Annotated in this window: 8 protein-coding genes; 2 read left to right on the forward strand and 6 right to left on the reverse strand. The window is 29.6% G+C overall.

The features are described 5' to 3' along the window. Window positions 1–563 precede the first annotated feature (563 nt). On the reverse strand, window positions 564–1,388 hold the full coding sequence (locus tag EDL80_RS01450) for a DUF2163 domain-containing protein (RefSeq protein WP_158406436.1): 825 nt from the start codon (window positions 1,386–1,388) through the stop codon (window positions 564–566). An 835-nt stretch (window positions 1,389–2,223) separates the two neighbouring features. On the opposite strand from EDL80_RS01450, the gene EDL80_RS01455 reads away from it, so the two are divergent. After that, a complete protein-coding gene (locus EDL80_RS01455) occupies window positions 2,224–4,968 on the forward strand; it encodes a 2-oxoglutarate dehydrogenase E1 component (RefSeq protein ID WP_158406437.1) in 2,745 nt (914 codons plus the stop codon). A 754-nt stretch (window positions 4,969–5,722) separates the two neighbouring features. On the opposite strand, the gene EDL80_RS01460 is transcribed toward EDL80_RS01455, so the two are convergent. The 4 genes from EDL80_RS01460 to EDL80_RS01475 form a co-directional block, all read right to left on the reverse strand. Then, the gene (locus EDL80_RS01460) at window positions 5,723–6,910 is read right to left on the reverse strand and encodes a phage major capsid protein (protein ID WP_158406438.1); all 1,188 of its coding nucleotides are present in this window, start codon (window positions 6,908–6,910) and stop codon (window positions 5,723–5,725) included. Between the two features lie 932 nt (window positions 6,911–7,842). Continuing rightward, window positions 7,843–8,733, reverse strand: coding sequence for a 4-hydroxy-tetrahydrodipicolinate synthase (dapA, locus tag EDL80_RS01465; RefSeq protein WP_158407086.1), 891 nt, complete (start codon window positions 8,731–8,733; stop codon window positions 7,843–7,845). A 232-nt stretch (window positions 8,734–8,965) separates the two neighbouring features. Beyond that, window positions 8,966–9,307, reverse strand: coding sequence for a histidine triad nucleotide-binding protein (locus tag EDL80_RS01470; RefSeq protein WP_158406439.1), 342 nt, complete (start codon window positions 9,305–9,307; stop codon window positions 8,966–8,968). Between the two features lie 9 nt (window positions 9,308–9,316). Continuing rightward, the gene (locus EDL80_RS01475; RefSeq protein ID WP_158406440.1) at window positions 9,317–10,423 is read right to left on the reverse strand and encodes a hypothetical protein; all 1,107 of its coding nucleotides are present in this window, start codon (window positions 10,421–10,423) and stop codon (window positions 9,317–9,319) included. Between the two features lie 219 nt (window positions 10,424–10,642). Here EDL80_RS01475 and mutS point away from each other — a divergent pair, with 219 nt between their 5' ends. Then, window positions 10,643–13,027 carry a DNA mismatch repair protein MutS gene (gene mutS / locus EDL80_RS01480; RefSeq protein WP_158407087.1) on the forward strand — a complete coding sequence of 795 codons (2,385 nt, stop codon included), beginning with the start codon at window positions 10,643–10,645 and terminating at the stop codon, window positions 13,025–13,027. Window positions 13,028–14,246: 1,219 nt separating this feature from the next. On the opposite strand, the gene nadE is transcribed toward mutS, so the two are convergent. Next, window positions 14,247–15,788: an NAD(+) synthase gene (gene nadE / locus EDL80_RS01485; protein ID WP_158406441.1), complete on the reverse strand. Its 1,542-nt coding sequence runs from the start codon at window positions 15,786–15,788 to the stop codon at window positions 14,247–14,249. Window positions 15,789–16,085 lie beyond the last annotated feature (297 nt).

The raw sequence follows: 16,085 nt of genomic DNA on the forward strand, positions 1-16,085 counted from the left end.
TGCAAATATATTTGTTGGTAATTTTAAAGTTTATGGTTTGGAGTCAGATTTTGTATAATTTTAAATTTTGTGTTGTATGATGCGGTATTATCGGTAACCTATAATGTATTAGAATATGTAACAGAGTCTATATTGAGTTTTTTATTGTAGTACATTTGGGATGTTGATTGGTGTGATGGCTATGGGATAATAAATACAGTTGCTACAGAAGGATTCTTGGAGTGTTAATTCTTAAATAGTATTATGGGTATTATTATTACTCATAGTTATTTTTGAGAAAATTTTATTCAAGTTTTTTATAGTTTTAAATTATTTCTTATAGTATCCTTAGTTGTAGCTTGTACATATAGCTAAGGTGCAAGTTATTTTTAGTAAAAAAAGGAAGCTTACCATTTAATTTATATGAATGTGGTATTGATTGATAAGTAGTTGTAGTATTGGTGTATTTAAATAAATAAGGTTTTTTATAAGTTCGTATTTCTTAAAGGGCAGAAGAAAAATATAGTCTATTGTCATTATAATTCACTTATAGTTGTCTAATTGCTTTGATGTGACTGGTAAACTTAATATGTATAAATCTGTAGTTCAGGAATATGAGGTTCTCCTCTGAAGTTTTTACTATTGTTAAATTTATGACTGCATGTGTTAAAGCTTTTGTCACAGCCAGCTATTATAAAAAATTTATCATCTATGTTCATATTATGTGGTAATGAATTATAAAATTGAACATATGATTTGTTGTGTTGTTTTATTTCTAATGTGAGGTTACTATTTTTTCCAGTAGTAAATGTTATTGATCCGTATGTATAATAATTTGCAGTATTTATCAATGTGATACATTCAAATTCTTGTTTGCTGATTACTTTAGTAATGTAGTGAGAGTTAGTAAAAGATTCCTTATTAAGTTTACATTGAGCATCACAAAATTGAGCTCTGCATGAAGACGAAAAAAAATTTCCTATATTCCTTAATAAGATATGTGATATGCTATTAAGTTCTACTATTAACTTATGATTAGTTATTGTTACTTTATCTGTGTTTCCGTAGAATAATATTAGATTTTCTTCATCTATGTTTGTGTAGTTTACTAGAAGTATTTTTACTGTGGTGAAATCATACATTCCAAAGAGTATGTCTTCTTCTTTTATTGTATTGCCATCTATTATAGTTTCTATTTTTGTACTACTTCCGGAAGTAGTATTATATTTTAAAATATCTATGTTTAATCCAGGTGCTGATTTGTAAGTGATATTATCAATAACTAAATCTTGGTCAAAGTCAGTTAAACCAATTACTTTATTATTTTTCAAAGTAAGTTGTATGCAATATGCAAGAGTCAGAATTTCTGATGATATGTGTTGTTTAAATTTTGTACTGATATTCTTCATGTTTTTATAGAGTTAGTTGATAATAAGGTTGCAGTAAACTATTATGTGTGAGTGTCAAGTGTATCTGACTTGTATGTACATAATTTATTCACTATAGGTTACGTTAAGCATTTAAAATGTAGAGTCTGAAAGTTGTTATTTCAAAATCCTGGGGTATATAAATCTTCTTATACTACAAATAGTAGTGATATCAATGGTAATTACTTTAATAATACTGTTAATATAATAAAAGAAACAACTAGTCCTAGATTCTATATAGTATAAATGTTCTATAAGAAGATAATTAAGAATTATATTTTCAGTATAGCATATAGTAATTGTATAAATCAAGCATATTACGGAGTATGATAGTGAATTGAATATAATTTATATATTTAAGTCTTATTAGTTATATTTAATTGTAATATTATTCGTGTTTAAAGTATAATTTTTACCTTTTAATTATTTTATATTTGAGCGATAATTAAATATTTTTAATAGGAAGGTAGATTTTTTATTTTAAGTTAGTGACTAGAATTATGATAAGAGTATATGGCTAGTATAGCATGTTATGCTAGGGTACTGATGTAAAAATAATCACAGTGATGATAATCTTACTACGATTGTTAAATAGTGTAGTTTTTACTTAAGCTACTTATAAGTTCAGTATAGATTCTGTTCTAGTGGTAAAATTTTAAAAGTTAATGACACTAACTATAATATAATTGTGTGACTGTTAGGTATTTTTATATTATGAGTACATTTTGTTGAAAGAAATTATCATAAGTGTTTAAATCTGAATTATATGGAGTCCTACAGTAGCATTAGATTTTTTAAAGTTTGGTATGGTAAAAACATGAAAAATGTAACTTGTTTATTTACTGAAAATGTAGATCTTATAGAGGATATTTATAAAAAGTATCAAAAGGATAATAATTCTGTTTCTTTGGAGTGGCGTAAATTTTTTTCTGAGGGGTTATATATACAAGAAAGTACAGGTATAACCGATAATAATTCGAACAATATTGATGTTGCTTCTAATGAAGCTGAGTCTAAAGTTATCGAGTTACTAAACTTTTTTAGATCTTATGGACATACTGTTGCGTGTTTGGATCCTTTAGGCTTACGTGTAGTTAGTGATTTAGAATATAATAAACATGTTGATTTAAGCAATGTAGAATCTTTTAAACCGTTAAAGTCTGTTTTAAATTTAAATAATCCTACTTTAAATGATGTAATTGATACTTTGAAGTCTATCTATTGCGGTAAGATTGGTTATGAGTTTATGCATATTGGGGATCATGAAGAGAGACTTTGGCTACAGAATAAGATTGAGAGTTCCCCTTATAAAGTATCAGATATAGAAAAAAAAGATATATTAAAACGTCTAATGGAAGTAGAAAATTTTGAACAGTTTATTCATACTAGATACCCAGGGTATAAGAGATTTTCTATTGAAGGTGGAGATTCTTTAGTTGTTGCTTTGGAAAAAATAGTTGATTTATCACCTAAATTTGATCTACGTGAAATAGTGATAGGTATGTCACATCGTGGAAGATTGAGTGTATTGACAAAAGTTATGCAGAAACCCTATGCAGCTATGCTACATGAATTTAAAGGTGGAACTGCTTATCCAAAAGATTTATCAGTTTCAGGTGATGTTAAATATCATTTAGGATATTCTTGTGATCGTCAATTGTCTTCTGATAAAATTGTACATTTATCTTTGTCTCCTAATCCTTCTCATTTAGAATCTGTTAATCCAGCTGTAATGGGAAAAGTTAGGGCAAAGCAGGATAGATTATTGCCTGGTGATAAGCCTTCTATAGTTGGAATTTTAGTTCATGGCGATGCTGCTGTTATTGGTCAAGGGGTTGTTGCGGAAACGTTGACTTTGAGTAACTTGTCTGGGTATAAGGTTTATGGTGTAATACACATAATAGTTAATAATCAAGTTGGATTTACTACGAACCCAGAGGATTCTAGATCTTCTTTATATTGTTCAGATATAGCAAAAGTCATAGATGCTCCAATATTTCATGTTAATGGTGATTCTGTAGAAGATGTAGTTGCAGTTGTTGAATTAGCTATTGAATATAGGCAAAAATTTAATAAAGATGTTGTGATTGATATAGTGTGTTATCGTCGTTATGGACACAATGAGGGTGATGAACCATTATTTACTCAACCTATAATGTACAATTGTATTATGAAGCATAAAACTCCTATGAGACTTTATGTTGAACAGTTAGTAAATGATAAAGTAATTACTCAAGATTATCTTGATTCTCTAGAAGCTAAGTTTCAAAGTATGCTTAATCAAGAATTTGTAAATTCTGAATCTTATTCACCTAATCAAGCGGATTGGTTCAGGAAGAATTGGGAGAACTTCCGTAGGCCTATTATTGGCCATTTTGCAGATTATCTGTCGAATACGGGAGTAAGTGAGCAAGAATTGTTAAAGCTAGCTAGTGCTTTATCTAATATTCCTGAAAACTTTGATGTTAATAAGAAGATATTGAGGGTATTGACTGCACGTTTTGAGTCAGTGTCTTCTGGCAAAAATATTGATTGGGCAACTGGAGAAGCACTAGCGTTTGCATCCTTATTGTCGGAAAATATTAAAATTAGACTATCTGGTCAAGATTGTGGTAGGGGAACATTTTCACATAGGCATGCAGTATTAGTAGATCAGAAGACAGGAAATTACTATGTTCCTTTAAATAATTTAGGTGTATTGCAAGAAACATTTGAGGTATTTAATAGTCCGTTATCAGAGTATGCTGTGCTTGGGTTTGAATATGGGTATAGTACAAACTCTCCAACAACTTTAGTTATATGGGAAGCACAATTTGGTGATTTTGCAAATGGTGCACAGATTATTATTGATCAGTTTATTTCTTCTGCGGAAACTAAATGGTTACGTTGCAGTGGATTGGTGATGTTGCTTCCTCATGGATATGAAGGACAAGGACCAGAACATAGCTCAGCGAGAATAGAGAGATATTTACAATTATGTGCAGAAGATAATATGCAAATTGTTAACTGTACAACACCTGCAAATTATTTTCATGTTTTGCGTAGGCAAGTATGTAGAGATTTTCGTAAACCACTTATTGTATTTACTCCTAAATCCTTATTACGTCATAAAATGGCCGTATCTAAGTTATCTGATTTTTCTGGTACTTTTTTGCCTGTAATTGGTGAAATATATCCGTTGTGTAGTAATGATAAGGTACGTAAAGTTATAGTATGTAGTGGTAAGGTGTACTTTGATATAATTGAAGCCCGTAGTAAAAATGAAATAAATGATATTGCAGTGATACGTTTAGAACAATATTATCCTTTCCCAGAAGAACAGCTGACGCTTGAATTACAACGTTATAACAACGCAGAAGTAGTATGGTGTCAAGAAGAACCAATGAATATGGGTGCATGGACTTTTATTAATAGTTATATTGAAGATATTTTGATGAAAATTAATGTAAAATCTAAAAAGGCAATATGCATTTCTCGTCCTGCTTCTTCATCTACTGCAGCTGGATACACAAGTAATCATCTGAAAGAACAGGGTAAGATTTTATCTTGTGTATTAGAATAGGTTTATAGTATGTACTTTCAATTTATATAGTAGTTCTGTTGCTATAGTTAAAAAGTATGTGTGCAAATATATATGGTGCTTGAAGTACCAAAATTGGATATTTCTGTATAGCCAAATAGATATGTATGTTTGAGTGAGTATGAATGTAGTATGTAGTGTTAGTTATATTAGGTATTATATTTTATTAGTGTACTGTCTGATATAATAGTAATGTGAGGATGTATTATTATAATACTATGATGTGATTCTCATTCAGAAATTATATGCTTAATCAAAAATTACAAAGAGTTATTAGTTGATACTCCATATATGTAAGTTAGTTGCTAATATGACGTTTAGTTAAAAGAAAATGTTTAAAGATAATATGGTAGTTTTATATTAGATAAGAATATTCTGTGTTGAATGTTTAGTTGTAAAGCTATTATTTTATCTGGAAATAGACGTAGCAGTATAATCCTGGTGTGAGTGTATGTATAATAAGATTGTACAACTGTATATACTAAGAATATAGCTGTTGATTGTGTTATGGAAAGATCAGTGGTTAAACTAGACATTGGATTTGTAACAAGTGATAGTACTTAATATGTTACGGCCTTACGGAATACAAAAATGACAATTAAGTAATACACATATAATAATGTGTTGTAATTAGTAAATTCCCTGTTATAGGGTTTTATCTTAGTATTTATACATATATCATATGTGTATTATTGTTAGTAGTCAAATAAAAGGTATCAATACTGATATTTATTATTTACTTTCTTGGTGTTTCTGTGTATTGGATTTGTAATATTTTCATAGCATTACTGTTAATTACACCTCCGCCCACACGTTTCGTTGTATAGAATGTTACGAATGGTTTATCTGTAAATGGATCTCTTAGTATTCTAATATCGCGGTTTTCAATTATTTTATATGTATTTTTGAAGTCTGCAAGTACTATAGCTGGTTTTGGCATATCCGATTGTGTCAATATTGAGCTTAATGATGGCATATCTGATGTTTGGTATACTGGTAATCCCATTAATGTATCAGGAGATCCTGTAGTCAATCCTGGATACCAAAGGTATTGTCCGGAAGGAGATTTGAGAGATCTAACTTCCTGCAATACACTTCTATGCATTAGGAAAACTGCTTTTGATGCAAAATATTCGTCAAGAGAGTAATACAGTTTAATTATTGTATTACTATCAAGTTGTGTAGATGTTATTGTGTGTGACTCATCTGTATATGATAGGATACCTTTTGGTTTATTATTACCATCTCCAGATATAAAAGCTGCATTTTCTGCTCTACTAAAAGCATCGATTAAATGATCTATAAGCCATTTGCTGATATCTATTGAAGAGTCTTCCAATAGTTTTTTTGTGATTTTTGGTTGAGCATATAGTTCATGTAAGTTTATGGTATGTTTGTTAACTTCTGGTAATGTTTGAGTATTACTGGTATTAAGTGCACTTCTCCAATTTACAGATGTTTTATCGTTGTTTGTTACAAAGCAATCTAAACTGTCACCGGATATTTTTTCTATAGAACATAGTTGACGCATTACTGAGTTTTTTGTCAAATTTTTATCTATGTGGTATGATACATTTTTTGGGATGAAGTATGATTCGTTAAGAGTTGATATTGAAGTTTTAGCACCTGGTATCTCAGTGTTACCTTTGTGTAAATATTGTGTGAATGTTTTGTAGTCGTAATCTGTATAGGTTTTGTCATCATGTAGTATTGGACGTTGTGATGATATTTCTAATCTATCTAAACGTTCATTTTGTTCTTCAATGGTAGTTTCTGTTTTTTTTAATTTTTCCAATATGGAAGGATATAAAGAGCTTTTTTTATTAATATCTAATAGCTTTTCTTCATTTAATGTTTTGAATTCTTCCCATGAAGATGTTAGATTACTGAGGGATTCTTGAATTTCTGATATTGGTATTGTCATACCTACTCCGTTTTTTATGAATTATGGTGATATAGTCGACATCACAGCGTGTGAAAATAAAAAAGAGAAATGTGAATTAGGACTGTATGGCCTTTAAGAAACTTACTACAGACTGTGAGGTTTATAAGTTAATTGTATTTAACTATAATATGTTATGTCAAGCATATTATCTAATAGACTAATATACAGGTGTAATTATATGATGTAACAGTAACTTACGTGAAAATGGTACTAAGTAGGCCTTACATATGTAAAAAATAAAAAAGAATACTTGTGAATCTGTAGGCGAAGAGCTTACAGATTAATTATATATAATATGTTATGTCAGGTATATTGTCTAATAGACTAACATACAGACATAATTATATGATGTAATAGTAACTTGCGTAAAAATGGTACTAAGTAGGCCTTACATATGTAAAAAATAAAAAAGAATACTTGTGAATCTGTAGGCGAAGAGTTTACAGATTAATTGTATGTAATATGTTATGTCAGGTATATTGTCTAATAGACTAATATACAGGTGTAATTATATGATGTAATAGTAACTTGCGTGAAAATGGTACTAAGTAGGCCTTACATGTGTAAAAATGAAAAAGCATACTTGTGAGTTTATAGGTTAAAGAACTTAAAGGTTAATTGTATGTAATGTGTTATGTAAAGTATATTGTTTAATGAACTAACATACAGACATAATTATATAATGTAATAATAACCTACGTGAAAATGGTACGAAGTAGGTCTTATATATAATAGGAATAAAAAAAGGAAATGTAAAACTAGGGTTGTATAGCCTTTAAGGAACTTATACAGACTGTTAGGTTTATAAGTTAATTGTATTAACTGTAATATGTTATGTAGAACATGTTATCTAGTGAACTAACATACACACATAAGTGTATTGTGTAATAATAACTTATGTGAAGATAGTACTAAATAAGTTCCAATTCTTTTAGTGTGTTCTCGACTTTTAACTTATTTTCTTGAGTTAGCCCAACTAATGGTAACCTTACTGTTGGAGATATGTATTTTGTAATTAAGCTCAAAGCATATTTTGCTGGTGATGGGTTAGATTCACAAAACAGTGCTTTTGATAGTTTAAATATTGCCTTACTTTTTTCCATAGCTTCTTTCATATTATTAGAAAAAAAAGCATATTGCATATCTGAGCATATTTTAGGTGCTACATTTGAAACAGCAGATATGCATCCTGAACCACCATGGGCATTAAATGCTAAACATGTAAAATCATCTCCAGAAAATAGTAGTATATCCTTGTCTACTAGCATTTTTAAATTCAATGGTCTGCTTATATCACTAGTTGAATCTTTTACTCCTATGACCCTTGGTAAAGCTAATATACGTGCAAGTAATGTGTCACTTGCGTCAGTACCGGTTCTTGAAGGAATGTTATATACAATTATAGGAATGTTGGTTGCATCATGTACTGTCTTAAAATGTTGATATATTCCTTCATGGGTTGGTCTATTGTAATATGGAACAACTATTAATGCTGCATCTACATTTAAGGAACTAACATATAATGTACGCCTAATTGTTTCTTGCGTAGAGCATGAACCAGAACCAGCTATTATTGGAACACGTTTATTTGTAACTTTGATACATAGTTTTATTATTTCGCAATATTCTTCGAAGCTTAAAGTTGTACTCTCTCCAGTGCTTCCGCATGGTACTAAACCATTAATATTATTCTGAATTTGGTACTCGATGAGTTCAGTTAATGCATTATGGTCTACAGAAAAATCGCTTTTAAATGGTGTAATAAGCGCAGTAAAAACACCTTTTAATTTTTCAGTATGCATCATCTTGTTGTAGCTCCTCAATGTTTTTGTTTAGCAATATACTAGTTTATTAGGTATATTTGTCTTTATTGTCAATAAAGATTTGGAATGCTTATAGTTTTAATTGGATATGTTTTCTAAGTTATATATTGAAATATAGTGAATTTTTCTATGTAGATAAAATAAATATGTAAAGTCTATGGGAAAACATAAATAGTTTTTGATTTATATCTTTTTTTAGTTTCAATAAAAATCAGAGCTGCTTACCACCTAGGATATGCACATGAAAGTGTGGAATTACCTGTCCGCCTTCTTTTCCATGATTTGTAACTAGTCTATATCCAGTTTTGTTTAATTGAAATTTATGGGTAATTTTTTTTATTACAGAAAAAAAGTGTATAACGTCAGGGGAAGAGTTGATAAAATCATCGAATGAAATATACTTGCTTTTTGGAATAACCAAAATGTGTACAGGAGCTTGAGGATATATATCGTGAAATGATAGTACTAATTCATCCTCGTATACTATATCGCATGGTAGTTCCTTTCTTAATATTTTTGCAAAAATGTTATTGTCATCATAAAGGCTATTCATTTCTTTATCTTACCTATGAACTTTCCCTTGGCTACTTGATGGTTTACCTTTGCTGTTTGTGGTAGTGCTTATATTACTACCTTGTGCTTCATGAGACAGTGTATCTGATAAAGCTGCTGCTATTTTTTCCACACTTTGTCTTACATTAGGAGGCATAGGGGCAGGAGATGATGTTGATGGACTACTCTGCATTAGCATTTGACCCTGTAGCTGTTGTAGCATGCTTGAGCTCTGTAATGGACTTCTCCTATAAGGCATATGTGTAGGATTTGTAAGTGAAAAATTGTTACTTTCTACTTTGTCTGGATTTTGTGCATGTTCTGTTGTACTACTCTGGTTAGTGTTAGTGTTTACCGAACTAATTTTTTCATAGCCTTCATTTTCTGGAGTACTTCCTGAACTAATTTTCTCAGAATCTAATGCTTCTTGTGTATTGGGAGTAGGATCCTTAGTATTAATATCTAGTGATGTAACTTTTGGATCAGTGGATGACTTATAAAGACGTGCTGCAGAAGTTTTGACTAATTTGGAATCGCGTATGCCTAACATACTGAATGCATGTTTTACCTCACCTTCTATTTCTTGCAGAGATTTCCCACTTGTGTCTATTTCTATGTTTAAGCGTTGTCTATAACTACCTAGTTTGGATTCTACAGTAAGCTTTCCGCCTGTTTTTTGAAGTTCTTCGTCTAATTTTTTTAGTATATTAAATTTACTGTCTGCACTGTAACTAGCTTCTAATTCTTTGAATTTTTTGGATGGCTCTAGTAAAGACTGTGCAAGACTTTGTTTAGTTTCTTCTACATTTCCTTCTTTGTCTTGTTCTTGCCATGCTGCAAATTTCTGTAAAGATTGAGGATCTAGTTTATAATATGGTAGCTTAAACGTAACTTCATTCTGATTCCCTTCTACTCTTGTTTCAGCTGGTAGTTCTATACCTGCTTTATAATTAGGATCTTGCACTTGCAGATCAAAATATTTTTCTTTTGGACCTTTACCTGGTAAAGCACCTTGGATTATTTTACCTAAGCTTTCTTTATGAGGTAACTTAGTGGTAGCTGGTGTGATAGCTACTTTAACAACAACTTCTACACCTTTCTTGAGTAAAGAAAGCATATGATACCATGATTAATGTCTAGATAAAACTAATACAGACTGATTATACATTACGATTTGTAATATGTCATTATGTATTATTAATATTTTGATTGAATAACTGTGATTAAATTTTATAAATACTCATTATATTTTCATATTTATTTATGAAGTATATAATGTATGATAAAAGTTAATAATAGGTAAAAGGTGACTAATAGTAACAGTATTACTCCTGTGATGCAACAATATGTGACACTTAAGCAACAGTATAAGGAATATTTGTTATTTTATAGGCTAGGTGATTTTTATGAATTATTTTTTGATGATGCAATAAAAACATCCAAAATATTAAATATTGTATTAACTAAGAAAGGTAATGTACCTATGTGTGGTGTACCTTTTCATAGTAGTGAAACTTATTTAAATAAATTAGTAAAATTGGGCTATAGAATAGCGATTTGTGAACAACTAGAAACATCAGAAGAGGCACGAAAGAGAGGATATAAATCTTTGGTAAAGCGTGATGTTGTCAGAATTGTTACTCCTGGTACTATAGTAGAAGAGTCTTTACTTGAAGCCAAGGAAAGTAATTATTTAGCTTGTATAGTAAAAATTAATGATAGTTGTGCAATTGCATGGTTAGAGTTGTCTACTGGATTATTTTATTATCATATTACTAGTTTTACTAAACTTGATAGTGACTTGTTACGTGTTAGTCCTAAGGAACTTTTAATTTCTGATGATCTATTAGAAATTGATATAGTGTATTCTACCATAAAGAAGTATAAATTTTCTATAACTCAGTATTCAAGTAGTTTTTTTGATACAAACAGAGCATACAATACTTTGTGTAGTGTATATGGCATATCTACTTTGAAAGGATTAGGTGATTTGAAGGATGTGGAAATTTCTGTATGTGGTTCCTTATTAGAGTATGTGAAAGCAACGCAAAAAGGTAATTTACCTAAATTAGGGTTTCCAAAAGCATATGTAGATAGTGATTTTATGTTTATAGATGCGGCAGCATTACGTAACTTAGAATTGTTTTGTACTCAATCTGGAGAATTAGAAGGATCATTGGTTGCGTCTATAGATTTTACTGTTACAGCATCTGGTGGGAGATTGTTGAAAAGATCCTTATCATCTCCTCTTGCATCTGCTAATGCGATAAATCGTAGGTTGAATGTTGTTGAATTTTTTGTTAATAATCAAATGTTGTGTAAAAATATTAGGCAACTATTGCGTGGTATTGCAGATATAGAGCGTATATTAACACGGATAAAAATTGCTAGATGTTCTCCTAAGGATTTGTATTCTTTGAAATTGACGTTAGATAAAATTTATGAACTTGTTGAGTTGTTATGTAAATTTGATGTTGATATTATTAATGATTTTTGTGCAAGGTTAGGAAAATATGAGGAACTAGTTTGTATTCTAAATAATGCATTATTACAAAATAATGTAAATAATATAAAGGATGGTGGATTTATTAATCCTAGTTATGATACGCAATTGTCAGAATATATATATATTCAAAACTGTAGTAATAATATAATTCAGGAATTACGTGATAAATATCGTAATGTTACTAATATTCAGAATTTAAAAATATTATTTAATAATATTTTAGGGTACTATATTGAGGTTTCATCGAATCATTTGATTAATGATCAGAATTTTATTCATAGGCAGACTCTAGCTAATAATGTCAGATATACAACTAGCGAATTAAAAGAGTTAGAAAGCAAAATAATATCTGCAAAAGATGCAGCTATTAGTTTGGAAATCAAGATTTTTGGTCAATTGTGTTCTCATGTTATTGAGCATGCAGATAGCATAACTGTTACTGCTCATGCTATTGCTGAAATTGATATGTTGACTTCTTTTGCTGAGTTGGCAGTACAATATTCTTATAGTAAACCTATAGTTGATGATAGTTATGAATTTAATATTAAAAAGGGTAAGCATCCTGTAGTTGAGAGAAATGGTAAGTTTATTGCAAACGATATTGATCTTTCATCATTACAACGTGTACATCTAATTACTGGTCCTAATATGGCAGGTAAGAGCACTTTTTTGAGGCAAAATGCATTAATAGGTATTTTAGCTCATATTGGGTCATTTGTTCCTGCTGAGTACGCTCATATAGGAATAATTGATAAAATATTTAGCAGGGTAGGTGCATCTGATAATATTGCATTTGGGTATTCTACATTTATGGTAGAAATGATGGAAACTGCTGCGGTAATTAATCAAGCTACTGAAAGATCTTTTGTAATACTTGATGAAATTGGTAGAGGTACAGGTACATATGATGGCTTGTCTATTGCGTGGTCAGTTATTGAACAAATTCACAATGTTAATAGAAGCAGGGCTATTTTTGCAACTCATTACCATGAATTATCAAGGTTGGATGGGCATTTAGAACATATAAAGTGTTTTTGTATGAAAGTAGAAGAGTGGGATGGGAAAGTAGTATTTTTACATGAGATAATACCTGGTGCTAGTGATAAGTCTTATGGAATACATGTAGCAAAACTTGCTGGATTCCCACAATCGGTTGTAAGTCGAGCAGAGTACTTAATGGATAAACTAAGAGCTAATGAAGATTTGTTAACCTAGTAAATATGATAGCTGTTTGATGTCTGTGTAATAATACTTGTGCAAGAATGTGTTAAGTAACTTTATATAAAAGAATTATTAGGTGATATTTACAATTAGAATTTGTCTGTGGATTACCTATTGAATGTAAGATATTTAGTGAATCTATTGACAATGGATAGGGAATATTCATCATTTGCTATAATAATTTATGTTAGTAGTATGGTGAGTAAGTATTCGCTTGATTATGCTAGTTGTATTAATGAAATAGAGTTTTGTAATTATGTGGTATTAGAATATGCTTTTTTATTGTCTTACAACTGATGCAAGTTGTTTAATATTCTAATGTTTATGATTATAGTTTTATCAGTAATGTAAAGTATGAGTAAAGAGCAATTTAATTTTAGTTATGTGAAAATACAGTAGTATTAGAAATCTCTGAATAATCTATTATTTCACGTAATTAGAAGTTTAGAAAATGTGTATAAGTATAGTCTCAAGAAGAGATTGAGCTTAATGTAGACTATTGTGACTGTGGATAGATGTAACAAGTTTTCAGAGGTAGTTTGTATACATTAACAATATAGTCATGCAAAAGTATAGTAGTATTAGCAATCTCTAAACAATTTATTATTTCACGTAATTAGAAGTTTAGAAAATGTGTATAAGTATAGTCTCAAGAAGAGATTGAGCTTAATGTAGACTATTGTGATTGTAGATACATGTGACAAGTTTTCAAAAGTAATTTGTTACACTAACAATGTAAATGTACAAATAATTCAGAATATTATTTGAGTACTAATGGATAAAACTATTGTATTACTAGTAGTTTATGGGGATATGGGTTGTAAATACCCATTGAAGCATAATACTTAGAGTTGTGGTAAATGTGTAATTTGTATATAGTTATATAGTATGCAAAAAATCATGCTGTTATTTAGTATAGAGTACATGATTTTGTAAGTATGTGTTATAACAGGTTGTTATTATTTGATTTCTGCATAATTAGATATGTATAAGCTGTACTTGTGCATATTAGTAACGTAATTAGGCAGTAGGTCATGGTTTGACCCAATGAGGTTATAATATTGAAGATATTAGTCTTTTACTCAAGTTAGATAAATATTTTTTTGTATAGTGTTACTTTAAGATATACAGTGATATTTCTCATAAGATACGTATTATGATGTGTATATCTGTTCTTTATTCTAAATTTTATTTACGTATGTTATTCTTATAGTTAAGTAATTGTATTATATGGATTTGTGATGATTAATCCTGTGGGGGCTTGTTTCCTCTTGAAGTCAGATTTTTTAATTAAATGTGCTATGTAGTCTACATCTTTACTATTATGACCTTTATTAATAACTTCTTCTGTGGAAAGACATTGATCAACTAGTAATTTAAGGATTGAATCTAAGGTAGTATATGCAGGTAGTGTGTCTTGGTCTGTTTGATTATAACGTAATTCAGCTGATGGGTGTTTTTCTATTATTCGGGATGGAATAACCTCTGTATTATTACATAGGCTATTTGCAGGTACATTTTTGTTTCGCCATTGGCTTATTTCATATACTCTGGTTTTGTATATATCTTTTATTGGAGCAAATCCTCCGCACATATCTCCGTATAATGTTGCATATCCAACTAATAATTCTGATTTATTCCCTGTTGATAGTAATAATAATTTAAATTTGTTACTTAATGCCATTAGTATTAATCCACGAATCCTAGATTGTAGGTTTTCTTCTGTTATATCTTCTTGTGTGCCAACAAAAATGTTCTCAAGGGTTGTTAGTGAAGTTTGAAATATTCTTTCTATGGATAATATATTATAGGAGATTCCTAGTCTTGTTGCACATTCTTGAGAATCGATTATGCTGATTTCTGATGTGTATTTTGTTGGTAGCATAAATGACAGAACATTGGCTGGTCCTAATGCATCTGCAGCAATTGTTGCTACAAGTGCAGAATCTACTCCTCCAGATAATCCTATGATAACTTGAGTCATAGAGTTTTTATATACGTAATCTTTTAGTGCAAGCATCAGTGCTTGATAGTCTGATTCAATATCACTATCTGAGGTATAAGAATCACAATTATTTTTTTTTGAATCTGCTGTACAAATTTTACTATCTTCTTTCCATGTGTTTAAAAAGTTATAATTATTATTAAAAGTGAAGAAAGATTTTCCATAAAAAACTACATTATTATATCCACCTACTTGATTTATATATACTGCATATTTATTGTTTGTTAATTTTAAAATTGCATTATGCCGTGTATTAGTATGTTGAGTATATGGGATATTATCCATAATAATTAATATGGTATTTTCTGAATGTGTGGGTAATTCTGGGTTTTCGGATATAGGACATAGTGCAAAATTTTTATTGTTGATTGAAAAAGTGATAGGAATGGTTGTTTGTGGAGTATTTGCTACGAATGTTATAAGTTCTATAGTTGTACCATTTTGTATTAAGTAGATAGTTTCGTGTATTGTATTATTAAGTTGTTTTATACTACCGATAAGTATTGATGTATTTTGTTGTTTGGTTTGTATTGCTAGTTTTTCAATAGTATGTGTGCATTGATTGAAAAAGTCTTTAGGTGAAGTTGGGATTTTTTGTATGTATCCTGAAACTGCATATCGTGAAAATATTGCTATATCGGCTGATGAGTTTATTGATTTTGTATATGATTTTAGAATTTTATTGTAATTGTAATTGGGATCTTCAGAAATGTAGTTAAGTTGAGAAATGAAAATTGATGGGTAACTCATAATTATGATTTAATTTAGTATCAAGTGTTTATTATATTTTCTATATTTAAGAAATGATATACTTATTATTGAATATGTGTTTAGTTTATGTGATAATATTCTAAATAATATTTTTATTATGAATGGAATAATATTGGCAGTGAATAAATTTTCTAGGGTATATTTGATTACATAAGTAGTGTTTAGTTATGTATTTTGTTGTTTTATGTTAATGGATTAAGCCTATATTTAGTTTTAGCATTGTCGGTATTTTTTATATTGTGTACTTTGTACACTGTATACGTATACAATCAGAAG

It is taken from the genome of Ehrlichia ruminantium, assembly GCF_009728835.1.
GTDB classification, from domain to species: domain Bacteria; phylum Pseudomonadota; class Alphaproteobacteria; order Rickettsiales; family Anaplasmataceae; genus Ehrlichia; species Ehrlichia ruminantium_B.